General features: G+C 55.8%; 21 protein-coding genes. 7 read left to right on the forward strand and 14 right to left on the reverse strand.

The genetic code is table 11. The annotated features are described in order from the left end of the window. Nucleotides 1–531 (forward strand): DegT/DnrJ/EryC1/StrS family aminotransferase (locus IQ273_RS06885; RefSeq protein ID WP_194022438.1); only part of this gene is annotated, 531 nt, incomplete at its 5' end. Nucleotides 532–555: 24 nt separating this feature from the next. Here IQ273_RS06885 and IQ273_RS06890 read toward each other — a convergent pair. The 3 genes from IQ273_RS06890 to IQ273_RS06900 all read right to left on the reverse strand — a co-directional run bounded on the left by IQ273_RS06890 (nucleotide 556) and on the right by IQ273_RS06900 (nucleotide 2,071). Continuing rightward, on the reverse strand, nucleotides 556–753 hold the full coding sequence (locus IQ273_RS06890; protein ID WP_194022439.1) for a DUF2949 domain-containing protein: 198 nt from the start codon (nucleotides 751–753) through the stop codon (nucleotides 556–558). A gap of 2 nt (nucleotides 754–755) precedes the next feature. Further along, nucleotides 756–938 carry a hypothetical protein gene (locus tag IQ273_RS06895; protein WP_194022440.1) on the reverse strand — a complete coding sequence of 61 codons (183 nt, stop codon included), beginning with the start codon at nucleotides 936–938 and terminating at the stop codon, nucleotides 756–758. Between the two features lie 599 nt (nucleotides 939–1,537). Continuing rightward, nucleotides 1,538–2,071 (reverse strand): hypothetical protein, encoded by a 534-nt coding sequence (locus IQ273_RS06900; RefSeq protein WP_194022441.1) that lies wholly within the window; start codon nucleotides 2,069–2,071, stop codon nucleotides 1,538–1,540. A 563-nt stretch (nucleotides 2,072–2,634) separates the two neighbouring features. Between IQ273_RS06900 and IQ273_RS06905 the strand changes: the two genes are divergently transcribed. Further along, nucleotides 2,635–4,251, forward strand: coding sequence for an amidase family protein (locus IQ273_RS06905; protein WP_194022442.1), 1,617 nt, complete (start codon nucleotides 2,635–2,637; stop codon nucleotides 4,249–4,251). A 205-nt stretch (nucleotides 4,252–4,456) separates the two neighbouring features. Here IQ273_RS06905 and IQ273_RS06910 read toward each other — a convergent pair whose 3' ends face one another. From IQ273_RS06910 to IQ273_RS06935, 6 genes are all read right to left on the reverse strand, one after another. Then, entirely contained in the window at nucleotides 4,457–5,509 is a 1,053-nt protein-coding gene (locus IQ273_RS06910; protein WP_194022443.1) for a YeiH family protein, read from the reverse strand. A gap of 28 nt (nucleotides 5,510–5,537) precedes the next feature. Beyond that, nucleotides 5,538–6,260: a sulfite exporter TauE/SafE family protein gene (locus IQ273_RS06915; protein ID WP_194022444.1), complete on the reverse strand. Its 723-nt coding sequence runs from the start codon at nucleotides 6,258–6,260 to the stop codon at nucleotides 5,538–5,540. 317 nt (nucleotides 6,261–6,577) lie between these two features. Continuing rightward, nucleotides 6,578–7,672, reverse strand: a complete 1,095-nt coding sequence (locus IQ273_RS06920) for an Mrp/NBP35 family ATP-binding protein (RefSeq protein WP_194022445.1) — start codon at nucleotides 7,670–7,672, stop codon at nucleotides 6,578–6,580. Further along, the gene (locus tag IQ273_RS06925; protein ID WP_194022446.1) at nucleotides 7,665–8,642 is read right to left on the reverse strand and encodes a HEAT repeat domain-containing protein; all 978 of its coding nucleotides are present in this window, start codon (nucleotides 8,640–8,642) and stop codon (nucleotides 7,665–7,667) included. The genes IQ273_RS06920 and IQ273_RS06925 overlap by 8 nt, the downstream gene beginning before the upstream one ends. Before the next feature lie 116 nt (nucleotides 8,643–8,758). After that, complete coding sequence (locus tag IQ273_RS06930; protein ID WP_017301328.1) at nucleotides 8,759–8,986, reverse strand: ferredoxin family protein; 228 nt, start codon at nucleotides 8,984–8,986, stop codon at nucleotides 8,759–8,761. Nucleotides 8,987–9,153: 167 nt separating this feature from the next. After that, the gene (locus IQ273_RS06935; protein ID WP_194022447.1) at nucleotides 9,154–10,857 is read right to left on the reverse strand and encodes a fumarate reductase/succinate dehydrogenase flavoprotein subunit; all 1,704 of its coding nucleotides are present in this window, start codon (nucleotides 10,855–10,857) and stop codon (nucleotides 9,154–9,156) included. A gap of 421 nt (nucleotides 10,858–11,278) precedes the next feature. Between IQ273_RS06935 and IQ273_RS06940 the strand changes: the two genes are divergently transcribed. Continuing rightward, nucleotides 11,279–13,333 (forward strand): LysR substrate-binding domain-containing protein, encoded by a 2,055-nt coding sequence (locus IQ273_RS06940; RefSeq protein WP_194022448.1) that lies wholly within the window; start codon nucleotides 11,279–11,281, stop codon nucleotides 13,331–13,333. A gap of 42 nt (nucleotides 13,334–13,375) precedes the next feature. Here IQ273_RS06940 and IQ273_RS06945 read toward each other — a convergent pair whose 3' ends face one another. From IQ273_RS06945 to IQ273_RS06955, 3 genes are all read right to left on the reverse strand, one after another. After that, nucleotides 13,376–14,191, reverse strand: a complete 816-nt coding sequence (locus IQ273_RS06945; RefSeq protein WP_194022449.1) for an ABC transporter ATP-binding protein — start codon at nucleotides 14,189–14,191, stop codon at nucleotides 13,376–13,378. Between the two features lie 159 nt (nucleotides 14,192–14,350). Further along, nucleotides 14,351–15,205: an ABC transporter permease gene (locus IQ273_RS06950; RefSeq protein WP_194022450.1), complete on the reverse strand. Its 855-nt coding sequence runs from the start codon at nucleotides 15,203–15,205 to the stop codon at nucleotides 14,351–14,353. Between the two features lie 283 nt (nucleotides 15,206–15,488). After that, nucleotides 15,489–16,937 (reverse strand): ABC transporter substrate-binding protein, encoded by a 1,449-nt coding sequence (locus IQ273_RS06955; protein ID WP_228052466.1) that lies wholly within the window; start codon nucleotides 16,935–16,937, stop codon nucleotides 15,489–15,491. An 876-nt stretch (nucleotides 16,938–17,813) separates the two neighbouring features. Here IQ273_RS06955 and IQ273_RS06960 point away from each other — a divergent pair. After that, nucleotides 17,814–18,224: a tellurite resistance TerB family protein gene (locus tag IQ273_RS06960; protein ID WP_228052468.1), complete on the forward strand. Its 411-nt coding sequence runs from the start codon at nucleotides 17,814–17,816 to the stop codon at nucleotides 18,222–18,224. 88 nt (nucleotides 18,225–18,312) lie between these two features. Here the strand turns inward: IQ273_RS06960 and IQ273_RS06965 are convergent, their stop codons facing one another. Beyond that, the gene (locus IQ273_RS06965) at nucleotides 18,313–18,591 is read right to left on the reverse strand and encodes a hypothetical protein (protein WP_194022453.1); all 279 of its coding nucleotides are present in this window, start codon (nucleotides 18,589–18,591) and stop codon (nucleotides 18,313–18,315) included. 139 nt (nucleotides 18,592–18,730) lie between these two features. On the opposite strand from IQ273_RS06965, the gene infC reads away from it, so the two are divergent. The 3 genes from infC (at nucleotide 18,731) to fni (ending at nucleotide 21,114) form a co-directional block, all read left to right on the forward strand. Further along, nucleotides 18,731–19,225 (forward strand): translation initiation factor IF-3, encoded by a 495-nt coding sequence (infC, locus tag IQ273_RS06970; RefSeq protein WP_313898035.1) that lies wholly within the window; start codon nucleotides 18,731–18,733, stop codon nucleotides 19,223–19,225. Nucleotides 19,226–19,420: 195 nt separating this feature from the next. Further along, complete coding sequence (pyrR, locus tag IQ273_RS06975) at nucleotides 19,421–19,963, forward strand: bifunctional pyr operon transcriptional regulator/uracil phosphoribosyltransferase PyrR (RefSeq protein ID WP_194022454.1); 543 nt, start codon at nucleotides 19,421–19,423, stop codon at nucleotides 19,961–19,963. 101 nt (nucleotides 19,964–20,064) lie between these two features. Beyond that, complete coding sequence (fni, locus tag IQ273_RS06980) at nucleotides 20,065–21,114, forward strand: type 2 isopentenyl-diphosphate Delta-isomerase (RefSeq protein ID WP_313898034.1); 1,050 nt, start codon at nucleotides 20,065–20,067, stop codon at nucleotides 21,112–21,114. A 57-nt stretch (nucleotides 21,115–21,171) separates the two neighbouring features. On the opposite strand, the gene IQ273_RS06985 is transcribed toward fni, so the two are convergent. Then, on the reverse strand, nucleotides 21,172–22,305 hold the full coding sequence (locus IQ273_RS06985; protein ID WP_194022455.1) for a hypothetical protein: 1,134 nt from the start codon (nucleotides 22,303–22,305) through the stop codon (nucleotides 21,172–21,174). Nucleotides 22,306–22,412: the final 107 nt, after the last annotated feature.

A 22,412-nucleotide genomic window follows, 5' to 3' on the forward strand; every position in this document is an offset into this window, starting at 1 on the left:
GCCCTGGCCCGCAAAGCCAAATTTTTGGCCACCCAGGCCCGCGACCCCGCCCCCCACTACCAGCACTCGCACCTGGGCTACAACTACCGCCTCAGCAACGTGCTGGCCGGGATTGGCCGAGGGCAGCTGGCGGTGCTGGGCGAACGCGTTGCCGCCCGCCGCCGCAACTTTGCCGCCTATCACCAGGCCCTCAGCCCCCTGCCGGGCCTCACCTTTATGCCCGAGGCTTACGGTACCGCCACCCGCTGGCTCACCTGCCTAACAGTAGAGGATGAGAAATTTGGCTGCGATCGCGACGCCATTCGCCTTGCCCTAGAGGCCGCCCAGATTGAGTCACGCCCGGTCTGGAAGCCTCTACACCTGCAACCTCTGTTTGCGGGCTGCGAGGTCGTAGGCGGCACCGTCGCCACCGATCTGTTTCGGCGCGGGCTGTGTTTGCCCTCGGGCTCTAGCCTGCAACCCGACCAGCTAGCACGCATCACCCAGGTCGTTACCCAGCTGCACCAACCCACTTACGCCACGGTCAGCTAAGGTCAGCCTGAGCCTGCGGCCCAGCTAAAGGGCGTGGGCTTCGAGCCAGTCAAACATAGCGTTCACCTGATCGAACGTGGCCAGCCCGTACTTCCACAGCACAATCGGCAGCAGGGCGCGATCGCCCGTGTGATGCCTGACCGCCATCGCGATTGAAGCCGCAGGCAGGTGCAGATCGGCTTCTAAAAACTGCTTAAACTGAGCGTCGAGCATAGTCGCCATCGTCAATCTCCAAAGGATTCATTGGCTACGGGTTTCCAGCCCAGCCGCTCTAAAGCATCAGGGGAACCAAAGAGCGTAATGCCCTCCCCCAGAGAAACGCAGATACTCTTGCCGTCGTAGGGCTCAATTTGGCCTTTTTCTCGGCTTGATTCACACTCAATCCAGGCTCCGATCTGCCATTCCATGGGCGGCCCTTGAGTTGGGGATACGAGAGATGGGATCTACTTAACCAAGTCAGAAAAACACCCTAGCGCTGGGGCCAAAACCCAAAGGCTAGGGCTAATGACGTTTGCAACTCTGTGACTAGAGTTAGCGATTTTCTGTGAGGGACTTGTGAGGGAGCGAAAAATAGCCCCTTTTATATTGCTATGTCGCAAGATTGCTCAATAATACTTCGTGAAAAAATTGGTTTTGTTGTGTTGGATGCCCGGTAAGGATGATCTCACCCTGATTTAGTGTCTGCGGGCCACCAGCCCAATCTACCCATCCTTACCATCAATAGAATTTGGCCTGAGATCAACAAAGCCTCCAGGTCGTATTGACAGGAGGCTTTGTTGATCTTTAGCACTTAAAAATTGGGCTTATTTTTAGAACAATCCTAGTTATCGACCCCCGATTAGTTAAAGGCAAACGACCGTTTGCCCCTACGGCATGCCTATTTTGATCCAGGGTTTTGAACTCGGACTTTCTCTAAAGATAGCCGTTCCCTGAGCGAAGTCGATGGGAACGGCTATGGTTGTTTTTATTGTTGGGGTTGCTGCGCTAGCGGCATGGACGATTGGTATTAGATGTCTTCAGCTTGGCTAAAGTCACGATAAAATAAGCTCAGCAGAGCGCCGCAGCCCAGCAGTTTCAGCACTTCCAAACCAAAGTACAGGCCGTGCATTTGATCCATGGCAGCCGGTACGGCGGGGACGGTCGCAAAGGGGTCTAAGGATACGCCTAGTGCGCCCATCGCCGGGGCGATCGCATAGGTGAGCACCAGGGTAATGGCCAGTAGCACCACCGCAATTTCGGTAGCCCAGCGACTGCGGAAGCCGCTGGCAATGACATCTTGCTCACGACGAGCCTGGCGGGCCACCAGCAGCCCGGTGAGAATGACACCCACGCACAACAGCTCCAGTCGGTTATACACCCAAAACATGGCGTAGCCAGTAGGGCCAAAGTCGGGTTGGTTCATCATGCCGCCGACAAATAGCCCAGGCATAATCACAAAATCCATCAGCAGGCTACCGCTGAACCAGAACATGAGCGCAAACAACACCGCCCCGACCCAGCGGGTGGGCCTAGCGACGGTGGGGTGAGATAACGTATTCATTGATGTATGCCTTGTGAACTGTAAAATAGCAAAGCGCCAGATTGGGAAACGGCTGTTTAGCTGCATTCCTTATTTATCAATGTTTTCAGCCTAGCGAACTTTACGAGCTGCCGATGTGAACTATTCTTTCGGCACCGGGTGTTTTGGCATCCTCGTTACATTGCAATACAGAGGCTAAAGCCATTGCAGAAGCGAGGCCCGAGGCGATCGCAGGGGGTAATCAATCCTTCTAAGCGCGAAAAAACGTAATTTCCTGTTACAGACGGTAATGCTCTGACAATCGAGCTAAGGAGTTCTCTATGAGGGCAAACAACATGAGGGCAAACAACCGTTTGCCCCTACCGAAGAATTTCACATTAAATAAATCCACATTCCTAAACACAGGATTGAGGAAACATTAGATTGCCAGATCACCGCTTGGCCGCTCAGCGTTGATCTCCCCAAATTCAATGGGGCAGCATCGTAGTCTGTGGCACAAAGCTAACGCCAGTCCTAACCTAGGGTGAAGGCGCACCGGGAGCTAATGGTCCTAATGCAGCCGTTATGGGTGAGGATTGGGTTTGATGGGAAATTTTAGAGGCGCAGCACTGCTGGCCATCATGGCAACCTTGGGCAGCGGCGTTGCTCCGGCACTGGCGGAAACGTTTCAGCTACAGGAAGCTACCATTGCTGACATTCAAGCTGCTATGGCGGCAGACGCCCTGACCTCCGTTGAGCTGGTGCAGCTTTACCTCAACCGCATTGAGGCCTACGACGATCAAGGCCCCGCCCTCAATGCTCTAATTACGGTGAACCCTGAGGCCCTAGCGATCGCCGCCGAGATGGATGCCGATCGCCTGGCGGGGGAGATCCTCGGCCCGCTCCACGGCATTCCGATTATTCTTAAAGACAATTACAACACGGCAGATCTGCCCACTACCGCTGGTTCTGCGGTGCTGGCCGAGGCTCAACCGTCCGAAGATGCTTTTGTGGTACAGCAGCTGCGGGCCGCTGGAGCAATTATTTTGGCCAAGGCCAACATGAGCGAGTTTGCCGCCTCCTACGGACGGTTGGGCTATAGCTCTCAAGGCGGGCTAACCCTCAACCCCTACAACCTCGGTCGCAATGCCTCGGGCTCTAGCAGCGGCACGGCAGCGGCGATTGCGGCCAACTTTGCGGTGCTGGGCACGGGCAGCGATACGGCTGGCTCCATTCGAGGGCCGTCGGCGGTGACGGGGTTGGTCGGCATTAAGCCCACCCTGGGGTTGACCAGTCGGTCGGGCATTGTGCCGCTGACGCTATCGTTTGATGTGGCTGGCCCGATGGCACGCACGGTTACCGATGCAGCGATCGCGCTAGGGGCCATGGCTGCTCCCGACGAGGCCGACCCCGTCACCCTGGCTCCGATGGCCCCTGCCATTGACGACTACACTCAGTTTTTAGATGTAGAGGCGCTGAGCGGGGTTCGCATTGGCCTGGTGCAAAACTTTAGGGGAGGCAACGCCGAGGTCGATGCGCTGAGTGAGGCGGCGATCGCCCAGCTCGAAGCCCTAGGTGCCACCGTGGTACCAATCGATTTGCCCGAGGCCTTAGAGTCTCCCTGGAACTACATGTCTCCCGCCTGGGATAACGAATTTAAGCCCCAGATTGAGGCCTACCTGGCAACGCTGCCCGATCGCTTTCCCCAAAACCTGACGGCGCTGATTGAAGCTAGTCAGGCCCCTGCGATCGCAGAGTCGGCTACCCCGGTCAACCCCGGTCGCTTGGAAAGTCTAGAAGCTGCGATCGAAACCCCTGGCCTGGCCGACCCAGCTCTGTTGTACAACCTCTCCCATCAGCTACCCATGGTGCGGCAGGTGTTGCTAGAGACAATGGCTGCCAACAATGTAGAGGCTCTGGTCTACCCCACCATGGCCTGTCCGGCCAGCCCCATTTACACCATCGAGGACGACTCTAGCTACGTGTGTAGTGCCGCCGACCCCTACGACGCCGGGTATCTAGCCAATCTCTCTGGCTTCCCCGATATCACCGTGCCCATGGGGTATACCGAGGCGGGGCTGCCCATTGGCCTTTCGTTTATGGCCGAGGCCTATAGCGAGCCAAAGCTGCTGGGGTTTGCCTACGCCTACGAGCAGGCCAGTACCGTGCGATCTTCCCCCACCGCAACGCCAGCCCTGCCCGGTGAAACCATCCAATATTAGGAAAAACCTGGATCAAAATCTCGGGGTCAATGGCCGTTTTTGCCGTCGTCAAGATTAGGTTAAGCTCAGATTTAATTAGATCTAAACAATGGCTCTGAATCTAAAACTGATCTTTTCTAATCCACAAGCTGGTGCCATACTTTGAGTAGCAACCGCCAGTCTAGTTAGAACATTTCCTAACTAGACTACGCTCAATCAGCTGCCCCTAAATTCCAAGCTGACCGAGGCCAATCATCAATAGGCTAGCGATCGCTAGAAATAGCCAAGATAACCCAGCCAGATAAATTGGCTTAATGCCCAGCTGGGTTAGGTTCGATACATTTGTTTCCAGCCCCATGGCCACCAGAGACATGCAGAGCAACCACTGATTACCGCTCAGGACCATCGCCTTCAGCGGCTCCGCGACCAGGTTAAAGCTGTTGACAATGACCAAAAGGCCAAAAAAGATCACAAACCAGGGCATGGGAATCGTCGTCTGGTTTTGACGATTTGCGCGACTGGTTTGCCAGCCCAGGCTAACCATGATCGGTACCACCAGCAGCACCCGCGAGAGTTTGGTCACCGTGGCCAATTCACCGCTAATGTCTCCTTTTTGAAAAGCGGTGGCCAGCACCTGGGCCACCTCGTGTACCGAGGCCCCGCACCACAGGCCAAAGGCCTGGGGGCTGAGCTGTAGCAGGCTGCCCAACAGTGGATAAGTCAGCATAGCCAGGGTGCCAAAGCCGGTGATAGTGGCGATCGCATAGGTCATGTCTTCCTCAGAGCCTTCCACAACGGTGTTGGTCGCCACCACCGCCGAAGCCCCGCAGATCGATGTACCCGCCGCAATCAGCTGAGTCAGGCGGGGGTTAACGCCCAGCCGCTGCCCCAGCCAGCAGGTCAGGTAAAAGGTGCTGAGGGTACCGATGGTCACCATCCCCAGCCCCCAGGGGCCTACGGCCATGACTCCTGCCCAGCTCAGCCGCAGCCCCAGCAAAATCACCGCCAGCCGCAGCACTCGCTTCATGGCAAATTTGATGCCGGGGCGATAGGTGACAGGCACTGTGCCCCACTGCCGCCAACCAATCCCGAGGAGCACAGCGATCAGCAGTGGGTTGAGGGTTTCTAAGCCAATTATCCGACCCAAACCAATGGCGATTCCAGCCATCAGGATCGTGAGCAGCAGCCCTGGCAAAATTGATAGGCTCTGAGTCTTCCAGTCACTCGAAGCCAGACCAAGGGTAGACGCCCCTTGATCAGATTTAGTTGATAGTTTCATGGTTTAAAACCTTTTTATAAGGTGGATATCAGGCCACCAGCGCCAGCAGGGCCACCGTCAACAACAGACCAATCACAAAGCGGCGAAAGAGAACTTCATCCACCCGCTTAAAGCACAGCTGCCCCAGCAGCTGCCCCAGTAAAAAAGCTGGCAACAAGCGGATGAATAGGCCTCCCACCGCTACCGATATCAAGCCGCTAGCCCAGTAAGAACCTAGGGCAATGACCTGGATGAGCGCAAAAAATACGATAAAGTTGGCCCGGTTGGCGGCTGCCAAGTTGCGGCTAGACATTTGGTAGAGCACGATGGGAGGCCCACCAATGCCTGCCAGGCCGGTCAAAAAACCACTCAGGGCACCAACCCCCGAGGTCAAGACCAGGGGGGGATGGGTGTAGCGGCCTTTGCCGCTCAACAGCAGCAGCACGAACCCTAAAATTAGCCCGCCGATGATGCGCCGCAGCAGGGTTGGATCGAGCAGCGCCAGAAAGTGTGCTCCCACCGGCACCATCACCACGGCGCTGACCACCAAAGGCAACACCTGCTGCCACTTGGTCTTTTGCACAGCTCCGGGTACTATCCCAGCCCCAGCCGTCATATCGATCAGGAGAATGGTCGCTACCGCCAGCTGCGGATTGAACAGCAGACTCAGCGCAGGAGCAAGAATCAACCCTGAGCCAAAGCCAGAGAAACCTCGGGTAAAGCCTGCGATCGCCACTACCCCCAGGCTGATAAGCCACATGCTGATGTCCATAGGGGTGCCTCCTGCCAGTGCAAACATTAGAAAAGGATCCCCTGATTGACCGGGTTAAGTCAGGAGTGAGGTATCGGCGGGGATCCGGAAGAGTGGATGGGTGGGCGGGTGGATAGGTGGGCGAGTGGATGTGTGGATGTGTGGACCAAATTCATTCGGCTAACCTAATTCACAAAGAGATCGTTTTGTAGGGGCAAACGGCGTTTGCCCTGATCAACTCTAGGTGAATGGCATTGATTTAACGCTGGTGGGCGGTGCCCACCCTACGGTAGATCTAGGTAGGTGCAAACGGCGTTTGCCTGAACACCCTCGGGTTATCAACAAACGGCTGTCAACTCCACCGTTGCCACGCCAAAGGTCGCATTCAGGCCCGAGGCAATTTGCCCAAAGATCTGACTCAGGGGGGCATCGGGCAGCTTCATGGGCAGGGGCACGCCCACATCCCCCTGTTCACAAATGCGGGGGTCGATGGGCACCTGACCCCACAGCGGCACCGAGAGTTCGGTGGCGATCTGGGCACCGCCGCCGCTGCCGAAGATCGGTGTGGGTTCGCCGCAGTGGCCGCAGAGCAGGTAGCTCATATTTTCCACTAGACCCAGCACCGGCACTCCCACCTGGCGGAACATGTACACGCTGCGGCGCACGTCGGAGACGGCCACCTGCTGCGGTGTGGTCACCATCACCACGCCGCAAATGGGGCTTTCTTGCACGATGGTGATCTGGGCATCGCCAGTGCCGGGGGGCAGGTCGATCAGCAGGTAGTCCAATTCGCCCCAGTCCACCTCGTGGAGAAACTGGGTGAGAATCTTGTGCATCACCGGGCCGCGCCAGGCCAGGGGGTGATCGCCTTTGGCCAGTAGACCGACCGACATCAGCTTGATGCCGTGGGCCTCTAGGGGCACAAACCGCTGGCCCTCGGGGGTGTCGATGATGCGCACATCGCACTGGCCCAAACCCAGCATTTGGGGCACGTTGGGGCCGTAGATGTCGGCATCGAGCAGACCCACCTTGGCTCCGGTTTTGGCCAGGGCCGCCGCCAGATTGACGGCGGTGGTCGATTTACCAACGCCACCCTTGCCGCTCGATACCGCCAGGGTGGTGCGCACCCCAGGAATGGTGCAGAGCTGGGCGTAGGCTTTTTTGCACCAGGGCAGCTGGCTTAGGGTTTCTTGCACCTGATCTTGCAGGGCGAGCTGATGGCGGCCCACGTAGAGCCGCAGATAGATGTGGTCGCCCACCACTTGCAGGTTGCGCACCATGCCCAGGCTGACTAGATCATTGCCCAGGGTTGGCTCGCGCAGGGTTTTGAGCTGAGCGATAACTTCGGCTTTGCGGGCGATCGCCTCAGCACTGGGAGCCACTTCAGGGGGGGCCTCAGCAGCGCGATGAAACGGGGAAGTATGGCTAGACATTGGAGGTTTCTGGCTGAGACTTCTGGATCGCGTCAATGGCCCGCTGGGAGAAAATCCGCACGTCCATATCGGGATCGTTGAGGGTTTGTTGCAGGGCGGGCAGGGCGTTGGTGTCGGCCAGTTTGCCCAGGGCGGTAGCCGCATCGCGCCGCACATCGGAGTATTCGTCGGCCAGGGACTTGATTAGCACTGGCAGAGCCTGCACGTCTGGGGTTTTCTGCAGGGCTCGGGCAGTGAACTTGCGCACCTGCCATTCGGGGTCATCCATCGCCTTGACCAGAGCTTCAACGGCAGCCGGATCCGCCAAAATATCCAGCGACTGCGCCGCATTGCGCCGCACCTGCCAGTCAGGGTCACTCGTCAGTAGTTCACACAGCAGCGGCACTACCTCAGCATCGCTCAAATGGCCCAGGGTCAAGGTTGTCGCTCGCCGCACCGACTCGTCAGGGTCTTTCGCTAAGGCCAAAGCCGGTTCGCAGCGCACCACCTGATTCAGGTAGCGCAAGGTAATCACCGCCGCCTCCCGCAGCTCAGGGTTCTCCGACTCAAAGAACGGCATGATATACGGCAGCGCCTGGGCGTCGTGGATTTTGCGCAGCAGCACCAGCACGTTGAGCTGGGCATGAACATTGCCCACCTGCAACACATCCAGCAGCTTCATCAAGTCGTTGGTCGAAACCAATTCCTTGAGGGCCGACAGCGCTTCGCTGCGCACATTTTCATGGGGCGAACTGAGGCACTCGATCAACGGGTTAATGGCGACCGGGTTGGCAAATTCCCACAGGGTGGTGATGGCGATTTCTTGCACCGTGGGGTTTTCGTCGTAGAGCGCCCCGATCAAGGGCTCGATCGCATCTTCATCGCCCAGGTGTTGCAGGGTTTTGACCGCGACCAGGCGGTTGTCGAGGTCGGGCGATCGCAGCAGCTCAACCCACTGAGCAACTTCAGGGTCCATATCGGTGGTGTACATAGAGGGAGTTTCCTAACGACGGCAGGGAGAATAGGAGAGAGGAGGGTGTAAGGTTCAGGGTTTCAGGTATAAGGCGATTGGCTCCCTTGCACCCTATACCTTGCACCTTGAACCCCTTATCTGAGCAAGAACGGAATCTGCACCGTAATCGCCCCAGTCGGGCACTCCTTCTCGCAAGGTAGGCAGAACCAGCACTCGTCGTACTTCATGTAGGCTTTGCCGGTCTCGGGGTTTTTCACCAGCACATCTAGAGGGCAGACCTCAATGCAGGCGTTACATTTTTCGAGGCATTTCGATTCATCGACGATTACAGGTACGTCAACACGTTGGGTAGTTAAGGCCATGGTTTTCCTTTAGGTCAAGGGTCACGATGTAGGTTGGGTGCAGCGCTAGCGGAACCCAACAGCGGCAGGTTTGCGTTGGGTTACACTTCGTTTCACCCAACCTACGGGGTTTGCTGGGTGCAGCTCAGGGAGATGGTGGGCAGTGCCCACCCTACAGGGGGCGGGAGCTACCGGACGGCGACGTCGTAGACTTCTTCGACCAGATCGACATCGACGATGTAGGGCTCGACGGCGCGCTTAAACAGCCCCATGTGGCCGGTTTCGCCCTTCTTCAAGTTGACGTGGCAGAACCATTCCTCGTTGTTCTTTTCGGGATAGTCGAGACGGTAGTGGTAGAGGCCCCAGCGGGTCTCTTTGCGGAACAGGGAGGCGCGGGCAGCCATCTCGGCGCAGTCGCGGATGAAGTGCACCTCCATGCAGCGCATCAGCTCGTGGGGGTCTCGGGCACCCATGAGGTCGAGTGTGTCTTCGTAGGCAACAAACTTTTGCAGGCCAATGTCCATGTTGTTGGGTGACTTGGGCGGCTGCAGGTAGTCGTTGACTAGGCGGCGCAGCTTGTATTCGATCTGGGTGTGGGGTACGCCGTCGGGCTGTTGGAGCGGGGCGTAAATGCGGGCCTGTTCGGCGGCGAGGAATTCGGCGTCGGGTTCGACATGCTCCAGGTCGCGCACGTAGTCCATCGCGTTTTCGCCCGCAATCCGGCCATAGACGAAGGCACCAATCATGTAGTTGTGGGGCACGCTGGCCATGTCGCCCGCTGCGTAGAGGCCGGGGACTGTGGTTTCGGCCCGCTCGTTTACCCAGACGCCCGAGGCGCTGTGGCCGCTGCACAGGCCAATTTCGGAGATATTCATCTCGACGCCGTGGGTGCGGTAGCTTTCGCCCCGGCCCTCGTGGAAGCGGCCTCGGCTGGGCCGCTCGTTATCCCACAGAATGGTTTCAATTTCGTTGATGGTGTCGTCGTCGAGGTGGTACATCTTCAGGTGTACTGGGCCTTTGCCCGAGTGCAGCTCTTTGTAGACCTCCAGCATCATCTGGCCGCTCCAGTAGTCGCAGTTGATGAAGCGGTGGCCCTCGGCGTTGGCGGTATAGGCTCCAAAGGGGCTGGCCACGTAGGCGCAGGCGGGGCCGTTGTAGTCTTTGATCAGCGGGTTGATCTGGAAGCACTCGATGTTGGTCAGCTCGGCCCCGGCGTGGTAGGCCATGGAGTAGCCGTCGCCCGCGTTGGTGGGGTTTTCGTAGGTGCCGTAGAGGTAGCCGGAGGCGGGCAGACCCAGGCGACCGCAGGCCCCGGTGCAAAGCACGACAGCCTTGGCCTGAATCACCACCATGTTGCCGTTGCGCACGTCGAGGCCCACGGCCCCGGTGACGCGGCCGTTCTGCACCATGACGCGGGTAGCCATCACCCGGTTGGTGACGTTGACCTTGTGGCGCTTGACCTGGCGGGCGAGAATTTTCTTCAGGTCTTTGCCTTCGGGCATGGGCAGCACGTACTTGCCCACCCGGTGCACCTGCTTGAGATCGTAGTTGCCCTCGTGGTCTTTTTGAAACTTGACGCCCCAGCTCTCCAGTTCTTGGATCACCTCAAAGCCCAGTCGCCCAGTTTCGTAGACAGCCTTTTGGTTGACGATGCCGTCGTTGGCGATGGTGATTTCGCGCACGTACTGCTCGGGGGTGGAGTTGCCGGGGATGACGGCGGTGTTGACCCCGTCCATGCCCATAGCGATCGCGCCACTGCGGCGAATATTGGCTTTCTCCAAAATCAGCACGTCGCTCTCGGGGCTGGCCTGCTTCGCCTTAATGCCTGCCATCGTGCCAGCGGTGCCACCGCCGACGACTAGAAAATCAGTTTTAAGATACTGAATGTTCACTCAACCACATCCTTGGTTTAAACGGCAGTGAAATTGAAAAATCAAATTCAAGCCCAGAATTCGAACTTTGTCGGCAAGAAAACTACAGATTCTAAGCTGGACTTGATCCATCACGGTTAGCTAATGATTGAAAATGGCAACTAACCCTTGGCTCTTGCGCCTTTGATGCTTAGTTTAAAGGAGGTTCCCAAAGTCAATCAATGTGGTTTGTAACATTGAATACGGTTTACCCATTACAGCCTTCTATACACTCATAAAAAAATTAGATTAAATTTAATGGTGGGGAAATTGGATACTCTCCAGAGATGACATCCAGTGAATTTATGTGGTTTTATTTCTCTAGCTAAGTCTCAAAAATCTTCTGGTCGATTCAATATTTCATCTTTTTAGTTCTTGAAATCGCTCAGGCAAACAAAGCACCATGGAAATCTACCAGCTCAAAGTATTTTTAGAGGTAGCTCGCTGCCTCAGCTTTACCGAGGCAGCCGATGCCCTCAATTTGACTCAGCCAGCCGTCAGCGCCAAAATCAAATGTTTGGAGTGTGAGCTGGAAACGCCACTCTTCAGACGATTAGGTCGCCGCATAGAACTTACCCAGGCAGGAGAATACCTGCTCGAAGAAGGCCCCAGCCTGGTCGACTTAGAAACTCGTTTGGTAGCTGAGATTGAAGAAATTAAACAGGGAAAATTTAGCACTCTAAAGATTGGCTGTATGCCCGATGTGCTGAGTAACTGGCTACCGTCGGTACTGTACGAGTACCGACGGGTCTATCCCGATGTGCAAACTAAATGCATTCAGTTTGATGCGATCGAGCCGCTGTACCGCGCGATCAAGACGGGCGAGGTAGATTTGGGTGTTTCCGATCTTAGTTTTTCGGCTTTTGATGAAATTTCAGAACTCGCTATTGGGTCGGTTCACTATTCTTTAGTGGTGTCTAGCAGTCACCAGCTCGCTCAACGGCCCTGGCTGAGCCTAAAAGAACTTACCGATCAATCTTGGGTGCTGCCGCCCGAGGGCGTGCCGGGCCGCATTATGCTGCAAAAGCGCATGCAAGAGCTGGGGCTCAACTTAACCGATTTTGCCCATGCTGAAATCGTCGATGCCGCCAGTTTAATGCGTACCTATTTGCTCCAGGGGCACTACCTGGGGTTTGTCTCTGACTTTGAATTTCAAATGGAGTGTGAGGCCGGGCTGCTGCGTCGCATTCCCCTAGAAGAATTTGCCCTGGGCACGCCGCTGTTTTTGCTGATGGCTAAGCGCTTGGGGCGAGCCTTGGGTTTAACTGGCCAATCCGCCAGTCGCAGCAGTCTGGGGTTAGAACCCATCCGTCAATTTGTGGCGATGGTGCAAGGCCAACCTGGCCTTACCCAAGGTCTATTGCCCAAAGCCTCCCCCGGAGCATTAACACCCGCGACCACACCGACAGATTCCGCCCATCCCAATCCCAAGGTGGCCCGGTTCCAAGCGCCTAACTTTTTGGTGCGCTCTGGTTCTGCCAGCGGTACCGAGACGATCGATCTCACCATCGGCACCCAAAACCGCACTATTCAAACCGTAACCGCCGGGTTGATCATTCAGCGGCTGGGGCTGCTAGAGCATTTTTTGCCGCGCGAGGGCCGCTACAGTGGCGTTCAGTACCGCATTCACTGGGCTGACTACAGCTCTGGGGCACCCATCGTCGCCGGGCTAGAGGCGCAGCAGATCGATATTGGCGTGCTGGGTGACTACCCGCTGCTGCTGAGTGCGGTACCCGGTGACAGTACGGCCCCGGCGGCGGGCACGCGGCTGATCAGCTTTGTCGCCAGCAACTTAGACGGCACCGGCAACGACATCATTGTGCCGCAGCACTCGACCCTCGACTGCATTGATGATTTGGCGGGGCGGGTGATTGCGGTACCCTTTGGCTCGGCGGCCCACGGTATGGTAATGCGATCGCTCCACCACCGCCAGATTCTCAACGCCGTCACCCTCACCTCTATCGACAGCGCCAGTTCGCAGCGCTCTAGCCGCCAGACCGCCCCTGTCGATGGCTACGCCTACTTCGCCCCGTTTCACGAAATTGCCAAGCACAAGGGCCAGTTTCGCCGCCTGCTGCACGAAAACCTAGACGGTCTGCCCACCTTCCACGGCGTGGTGATTCGCGACGTGCTGGCCGAGCAGTATCCCGAGATTGCTGTAGCTTATCTGCGATCGCTGCTAGCGGCTCAATACTGGTATGCTACTCAGCCGATGGCTACCACCCTGGTCAGTCGCTGGGTGAATATGGATGCCGCCATTGTGACAAAAACCCTGCGCTCTAGCGCCAGCGACCAGGCCAATGTGGTCTACCTGCCCGAAACCCAGCTGCGTACTGACTGGCTCCAGGCCCACATCCAGCAGATCGGCCAGATTGCCGGGCAGGAGCACCTGGGCCAGATTAACCTCGATCGCTGGATGCAGCCGGAGTTTTTGGAGCGGGCGATCGCAGCGCTTTGATATCAATTAACCACCAAAAGTCAGGGCAAACGCCGTTTGCCCCTACAGGCACCCCTCCATGCTTTTCATGGTCTCTTCGCGGATGCACTCAAATACCTGCCGGTGCAGATTGACAAACTCCGCCGAGAGCGTATCGTCAAAGTGGCGGGGGCGGCGCAGCCCGACCGGCAACTCGGCCTTGATGTGCCCTGGCTGCACCCCCATAATGCAGATGCGATCGCCTAAAAAGATCGCCTCCTCAATGTCGTGGGTGACAAAAATCACCGTAGTTTTCAGGTCATCCCAAATATTCAGCAGCAGCTCCTGCATCATGTGGCGAGTTTGGGCGTCGAGGGCCGCAAAGGGTTCATCCATCAGCAGCACCGAGGGAGAATTGACCAGCGCCCGCACAATGCTAGCCCGCTGCTGCATACCCCCCGACATCTGGTGGGGGTAGCTGTTGCGGTGCTTGTACAGCCCTACCCGATTGAGGTAGTCATGGACGAGTTCAGTGCGATCGCCCTTCGCCATACCGCGAATTTTGAGCCCCAGCTCAATGTTTTGAAAGGCCGTTTTCCAGGGCAGCAGCGAATATTGCTGAAACACAAAACCGCGATCGGCCCCAGGGCGCATAATCGGTGCCTGGTCGACCATCACATAGCCCGCCGTAGGCTTAATAAACCCGGCCACTACGTTCAGCAACGTTGATTTACCACATCCAGAAGGGCCTAACAAACACACAAATTCACCGGGTCTAATTCCTAGCTGAATCGAATCCAACACGTGGGTTTCGTGCCCCCGATTGCGAAAGGTGACCGATAGCCCCTCTACCTGAACAGCCCCTTTGGTGGTCTGTAGTTGCTCTAACTGCGTCATCATCACGTCTTCGTCGTCCTCTTGAGTAGCACAAACTTGAGTAGCATCAAAAAAGTCTTTGTTGATTGCGATTTAAAAGTTATGGCGGAGTAACGGTGGTGGGCATTGCTCACCCTACAAACTGTCAGCCCTAAACCTGAAACCCTGAACCCAAAACCCTCCTTAAACACTGCCCTGCTTCTTAATCACTCGCCAAGGCATTAGCGCTTCCATAGCTCGGCTCACAGCCCAGGAGCTAAACGCTCCCATTAATCCAATCAAAAGCATGCCCATTACAATGGGAGGATAGTTAGAAACAACGTAGGATTCCCAGGTTATATAGCCAATTCCGTAGCGCCCTGCCAAAATTTCGGCTGTCACCAGGCAAAACCAGGCATTGCCCATGCCAATTACCAGCCCACTGGCGATGCTAGGCAGCGACCCCGGCACTACAATGTCTTTGAAAATGTGCCAGGGTTTAGCCCCCAAACACTGCCCTACCCGAATCAGTACGGTATCACTTAGAGTGCTCTCTACCCCGTTAATCGTGCTAATTAATACCGGAAAAAAGGCTCCTACAAAGGTAATAAAAATCATCCCGCTTTCGGCATTGGGAAACATTAGAATGGCCAGGGGAATCCAGGCCACGGCTGGAATTGGGCGCAGCAGTTCTAGGGGGGGCATCAGTAAGTCTTCTGCTACGACAAACCAGCCAATCATGATGCCCAGCAGCACTCCTAACCCAGAGGCTGCGGCATAGCCCCACAGCACCCGGCTAATGCTAGAGCGAAAATGTACCCAGGGGCTTTCGGTAAAAAAAGTTAGTGTGGCCTTAAACACCTCTACGGGAGAAGGCACAAACTGAAAATTAATAAAAAAGTCGAAGTCAATTACGCACAGTATCTGCCAAATGCCAAAAAACAGTACCAGCGCTAGCAGTCGCCGCGCCGAGCGACTAGATAAAAGTAGGCTGTTTAAAGCATGGCTAACCTGGGCTAGCCAGTGCGGGTACCCTACCCGTGGAACCGAAACCGCCATATTGCGCCTCTCAATCACATCAATACATGTCAACTAAAAGCCACAGTAGGGCAAGCAGATCTCACCATTCTGTTCTCTATGACCCCCATAAAGAGCCTCAAAGTGCAGCGAGAAGCGCCGCAATAGGAAGCCTTGATTGGAGATAAGAGCATTCCACTTGAAAAATATCTTTTCCATGGCTGCGAACTCGGCCAGTTGGGTCGGTCGCCCTGCAATGCCGGATAGGTATTTAGCAGGAACACTCTAACGCTGCTTGCCCGTGGCTATCTTGAACCTAAAGCGGCTAGCGCTGTGCACCTACCAGTACAGGTTTGCGATCGGCGTAGAGATCTTGTAACCCCCTAAAGGCCGTCATTTGGCCGCCTGTAGACGAGGCGTAGGTCTGGGCGTCAGATTCGACTAAGAAAGCTGCTACCTCATCTCCATTGCTGACAAAGTAGGCGTTTTCTGCAAACAGTTTCCAACCATTGTTGTAGTCGTGGACAAACATGACATCTGCTGCCTGCCCTTCAGCCTGAAGCGCCGAAAGGGCTTTTATCATGTTTGCGATTGAAGCATAATTGGCTACTTTTTCTTCTCCCTGTACCCAAAGCTGAGCCGCCAGTTTAGGATTTTCAATGGCTTCTCTGGTCAGGGCGTCTTCACCAGTAATTTGATAGGCTTCTGCAGTGGCAATGACCTCGTCATAGTCTAGCCCTAGCTCTTCCATGGCGGTGAGCAAATAGCTTTCATCAATCCAGTTGACCACTTCTTCTGGATTCACCGGCTTTTCAATTTTACCCAGGCTGGTTAGGGTGGCAATACTGTTTTTTAGAGCGCTAATCTGTACCTCGCGAATGGTTGGATCGAGGGGCTGTAAGCCAGAAGGGCCTAAGAACATATAGACCACTTCTTTTTCAATGCCTGACCACTCTTCAATTTGGGCAGAAATTCCTTCAGGATCAGCCTGGAACATCTGATTAGCTTCAAGTACCGCCTTCAAGTAGGCCACCACAATTTCGGGATGTTCTTCAGCAAAATCAGAACGCACCGTGATGCCGTGGAGGGTAGGAACTCCGGTTTGGGCACCGTCAAAGATTTTTTTGGCAAACCCTCGGAAGGGAAATAATTCGCCAAAGGGTACAAAATCAGCGTGGGCGTCGATCTGTCCGGTACGCAGGCTAGAACCACCTACTTCTGGGGCCTGACTGATTAACTCGACATCGGTTTCTGGGTCTAACCCAGCATCGGTTAGCGCCTTGAGTACCATGCCGTGCGCCGCTGAGCCAAAGGGGACTGAAACAGTTCCGCCCTTTAAATCAGCTAGAGAGGTGGCATCGCTGTCTTTGGGCACTACCACGGCGTTCCCAGCTCCGTTAGGACTGTAGGCTAGGGTGCCAATAAAAATTGAGTCGGCATCTGCGGCTTCTTGCTGAAACTTAATTAAGTTAATTACAGCCGGAAAGTCACCCATCAAGCCAATGTCAATTTGATTGGCCAACATTTTATTGGTAATAGGGGGGCCAGAGGTATAGCTAGACCATTGAATATCGTAGTCGACTCCCTCATATTTACCATCGGTTGGCAAATGCTTTTCTAGAAGCTCTAGCTCGCGTACTGTGGCTCCACCAACGGCAGTGTTAATGACCTGATCTTGAGTGCCGATCGCAATGCGAATGACCTTACCAGAATTGCTGCCTGAGTCAGTAGATTCGCCGCTGGAGTTAACTTCACCTGTCGAGCAGGCTCCCATCAAAACAACCGAGGTTACTAATAGACTTGACGTAATTTTTTTCCGAGACCAACCTAGTAAGTAGCGCATTTTTTACCTGTCTCAACTCATCTAAAGCCCATTTATTCCATCAAGTCTAGATGGAGACTGTAAACCGAGATACATCTTGAATTAACCCGTTATCTTATCCATAAAATTATTTTTTGAGTCTATATAAATTGCTTATAAAATTTAAAAACAACGGTCTTATTGAAGCAATTGGTTACAGGAGTAAAAAGCCTGGGTAACGAAGCTTTCTCCCAATCTGCCTACAAGAACAAACTTTTCTCAAATCTCCAGCCGTTTAGTTTAGCCTAAGCCAGCCGGTTATCCCTTAAGCAAACCATGCCGCTGGAGTATCACTGAAGCAGTCAATCTGCGCTGGTTTTACCCCGTAGCGTAGCGCACGTTGCTCAGCCCCTTTCCCACACCACCTGGTTAACCAGTTCACCCGATTGCTCCCCAGCGTCGGGCAAAACGCGATGGGCAAAACGCGATGGGCAAAAAAAACCGACAGACCCGGCTGGGCTTGTCGGTTAGTTGTGTGTTCCCTGTAGATGACTCGGCTAAAGTTGAGTCAACCTTAGTATCACTGGAAGGTTCCTGAAAACCTAGCCAATTTGTCACACCCAATTGTGAGATTGATCACAAGGTTACGCAATTCGACCGATGCCATGGTCCACTGGGTCGGCTAGCTGTAAAGACTCCTGACGAGTAGATTGCGCCCAGACGGCTTTAGAGCAAGAATATAGCGTTGCCGGATAACCTAGAGCTGAGGACGCTGACAAAGCCAACATGTGACGCTATCTGGCTTGCTGTAGAGAGACCAGGGCTATGCCACCGCTGCAGGGAAATAGTATGACCACTTCATCAATGAGCCCGGCAGAAGCCCTGGCCAGCATTGCTCTGGTGGCGATCGCCGCCGATGGCTACCTGGCCGAGCAGGAAGGGCAAGACATGACGATGCTGCTGTCGCGGATGGCTCTATTTAGCAGCTACTCTAGCGAGGCGCTGCATCGCCTGTTTAACCATTTGCTGATGCGCCTTAAGCAGGAAGGGCCGGGGGCGTTGATCAACCAGGCTAAGGTGGTTTTGCCCCCAGACCTGCGGGAGACCGCCTTTGCGATCGCGACTGATCTGGTGCTTTCTGACCGCACGGTAACGCCCCAGGAGCAGTCTTTTCTAGAAGACCTCTACGTCATTTTGGACATTTCAAAAGCGATGGCTCAGCAGATTGTGCAGGTGATGACGATTAAAAATCGCGGCTAGGCCCTGGATCAACAGTGTCCGACAAAAAGTGCCCGACAAAAAAACAGGGCCGGGTTCCCCCAGCCCTGCCATGCAGGAACATCTTTAGTTATGGCAACGCTAGTATCCCCAAAGGGGCGCAGAGACCAACACTGAAGGCCCTCAAGTCGGACAAGACTTGGGCAGGGCATTCCCGCCGCCAGTCTGGCCATCTTTTGCCAAGCGTTTCAGGGGAGCAACAATGTCGGCGATCGCCCTGGTAGCGGGCTAGGGCTGGCGATCGCAACACCACCGTCACCCCGGCCTCGGGGCACCTGGCAGATCGCCAGCCCCGAGGGCGAAGGCCCCACGATCGCGGTGCAGCTACCGCTAGAATAGGATCAACCATACCCCGTGTCTTTCGTCTTCCCGTATCCCCGGCGTTGGCGACTCAGGCGACCTATCAGCAGAAAGATGCAGCTGTTCCGGGTAGAGGTTATCCTGGTATAAATTTCGTTTCGCATTTGTAGAGTTCGGAGATTTGTCTTATCGCTAAGAAGCAGAAAGCCGTTGTTAACCGCGACATTAGGGACCCCGAGGTTCTGCTGATTACTCAGACTGGTGAAAATTTGGGCGTTATCGACACCAGAGACGCCCTCAAGATGGCCAAAGAGAGCAAGCTCGATCTGGTCGTCGTGTCTCCCAGTGACGATGGCCCTCCTGTGGCCAAAATCATGGACCACGGCAAGCTCCAGTATCAGCAGAACAAGCGCCAGAAGCAGACCTCACGTCCGTCTGTAAAAGAAGTTAAGTTTCGCCCCAATATTGGTGAATCTGACTACGCACTGCGCATTAAGCGGGCGGCTCAGTGGTTAGACAAAGGAGATTCTGTTAAGTTCTTGGTTAGGTTGCGGGGGCGAGAACACCAGCACCGCGATCGCGCCACCGACCTGCTGAACCGGGTTGTAGAAGACTTGAATGAGGCAGGCAAGGTTCAATCCCTTGACAGCCGTGCCCTAACCCTGTTTCTATCGCCTTCGTAACGGATTGTCACCGGCAAGCTAACAACCACAGCATCTGTAGCTGAAAGACCCAGAACGAAGAAAGACCTCTGATATCAGAGGTCTTTCTTCGTTCTGGGTTGGGCTAATCCATAGCGTATGGGGCCGTCTTGTCTATCTTCTTACGTCCTAAAGGTCAGCTATAGTAGGTCTTTACCGCTGTCGGGAGAGCTGTCGATGAGTGCCAGCAGCACGGTCGTTGAAATTTTGTCGGTCGAAGAGATGCGCCGCACCCTGAACCGGTTGGCGTCGGAAGTGGTAGAGCGGGGGGGCGACCTAAACCGCCTGGTGCTGTTGGGCATTCACACGCGGGGGGTGCCCCTGGCCCACCTGCTAGCCCAGCAAATTCAGCGGCTAGAGGGGGTAGATCTGCCAGTAGGGGCAATCGACATCACCCTGTACCGCGATGACTTAGATAAAATTAGCACCCGCACCCCGGCTCGCACCGAGATTCTCTTCGACATTACCGACCGGGTGGTGGTGCTGGTGGATGATGTCATCTTTAGCGGTCGCACCATTCGCGCCGCGCTGAATGCGGTGATTGACTACGGGCGGCCCAGCGCTATTCGCCTGGCCGTGTTAATCGATCGCGGGCACCGAGAGCTGCCGATTCACCCTGACTTTGTGGGCAAGTCGTTGCCCACGGCCAAAGATGAGGCGGTGAGGGTGTTTTTGCAGGATGTAGACGGGCGAGATGGCGTGGAGTTGGTTAAGGGTTAGAAGGGCTAGATCGGCAAGGGGTTATTACATTGGGTGTGCGATCGCAGCAAACCCCGCCATTCTTGCCTAGGATAAGGGGCGTTGATTTAGCCATACGTGCTGTGACTGTACTGCCTGTTGCCCACGAGACTCAGACCCGCAAGGCCGACCATTTGCGCATTTGTTTAGAGGGGCCGGTGCAGTGCGCCCAAATTACCACGGGACTAGAGCGCTATCGATTTACCCATTGCTGCTTACCAGAGCTGGACTACCAGGATATTGACCTGGGTACGACATTTTTAGACCATCCACTGGGGGCACCGCTGCTGATTTCATCGATGACGGGGGGCACAGAGGAGGCCCACCAGATCAATCGGCGGCTGGCGACTGTAGCCCAGCGCTTCGGCTTGGCCATGGGGGTTGGCTCCCAGCGGGTGGGGGTAGAAAATCCGGCCCTAATGGAAACCTTTTCCGTTCGGTCGCTAGCTCCCGATATTGTGCTACTGGCCAACCTGGGGGCCGTACAGCTCAACTACGGCTACGGGCTCGACCAGTGCCGCCGAGTGGTGGAGAAACTGGAGGCTAATGCGCTTATCCTGCACCTCAATCCGCTACAGGAGGCCGTGCAAACCGGGGGCGACACCAACTTCAAAGGGCTACTGAGCAAAATTGAGCTGCTCTGCGCTGCGCTGCCAGTGCCGGTGATTGCCAAAGAGGTGGGCAACGGCATTTCCGCCCCCATGGTACGGCGGCTAATCGAAGCTGGCATCGCAGCGGTAGATGTGGCGGGGGCCGGGGGAACATCTTGGGCAAGGGTCGAGAGCGAACGGGCGCAAGATGCTCACCAGCGACGGCTGGGCCAGACCTTTGGCGAATGGGGTTTGCCAACAGCCGATTGCATTGTGCAGGCGCGGCAGGTGGCCCCGACCCTGCCACTGATTGCCTCAGGAGGACTGCGCCACGGGCTAGATGCGGCAAAGGCGATCGCCCTAGGGGCCGACCTGGCGGGGTTAGCCATGCCGTTTTTGCGGGCGGCGAACGAGTCGGAGGCAGCAGTGACAGCCCTGGCGGAGGTGCTAATGGCAGAGATTAAAACGGTGCTGTTTTGTACGGGGCAGGGCACTGTGGCAGGGCTGAGAACCGTAGGCGTATTGGAAGCCTTAAAGCGTTGAGGCAGTACCCGCTGGCCTGCCCCACCAGACAGTTTGGCAAGCCCTGCCTGCTGATCTTTAGCGACAGTTTCCTCGCGACCAACCCCACTCTTCTACCCCAATGGATATTTGGGAGCCCTGGCGAGGATTGCCGCCGCTGAGGTCAACCAATGCCAACTCTGTTGCAGCCCGGAAGGATCCGCGATAGACGGGCTGTCCCTGATCATTGTTGCGATAAAACCGCAGGGTTGACACCGTAGGCTCTGCGCCCGATCGCTCCCAGCGAATTTGGGTGAACCGTTGATTGGTGGCCTCGGCACTGTATCGCCAGCCATTCTGCATCTGCCCGGTGCAGAGGACGGTTCCTGCCGCTGGGGGAGCCACTGGAGGCTGGGCCGTGGCTTGCTGACCGCTGAATTGAATGAAGAAGGGCTGACCATCTAGGGTGCCATTCGCCGAGATACTAACGATCGAGTTGTTGGGGCCGTAGCGAATATTGGCGGGGCCTTGGGCATCGGCGTTGCCCGAGGAGGTGAGGTTGAGGACGATGTCTTCGGCGGTCTTGCGGGTCTGCTGCCCTGCAAAAGCGATAGTGTTGCCCTCGGCCAGGCGAATCGATAGCTCGGCGCTGTCATCGGGCTGAACGGTCACCGAAGAGAAGGAGATGGTTTGGTTCGGACGGCCTTGAAGACCGAACACTCCCTGACCCTGCTGAGTCAGGATTACCACATCGGTAGCAGGGGGACGGCTGACGCTATCATCGCCAATGGTGAAAAGAATCGATAGGGGCTGGCCATCCAGGGTGCCACTGCCGCGCAGGGAGATCAGAGTGTTGTCTTGGTAGCGGGCGGTGAGCGTTCCCGTGGCATCAGCCCCACCGGCATTAGTCAACTGGATCTGGGCCTCACCCGCACTTCGACTGACAAGCTGCCCATCCCACCGCTGCAAGTTGCCATCCGCTAAGCGCAGAGAAATCTCGACCTGCTGATTGGGGCGGCTGGTTACGGTGACGAAGGTAACGGTTTGACTGGGGCGGTCGCCGATGGATAGGGTTCCTTCCCCTTCTCCCACCAAGTTTAAGTCGGCCTGTTGGGCGACAACCACAGAGGGTGGCATGGGCGCGGCGGCTCCGATGCGCGGGGGAGCACTCATCACCGTGACGGTAGCACCACAGGCCAACGCTAAATAGGCCAGGATCGAGCGAATTTTCATAGCAATGACCTCTTGTTAACTTTTGAACTCATTCAGAATGTTTTGCTTGGCACTGGCGGCTAATCTCTGATGCGCGATCGCCTTCATGTCTTGTTTTTTTGATACTC

This window comes from Nodosilinea sp. LEGE 07298, assembly GCF_015207265.1.
Taxonomy (GTDB): domain Bacteria; phylum Cyanobacteriota; class Cyanobacteriia; order Phormidesmidales; family Phormidesmidaceae; genus Nodosilinea.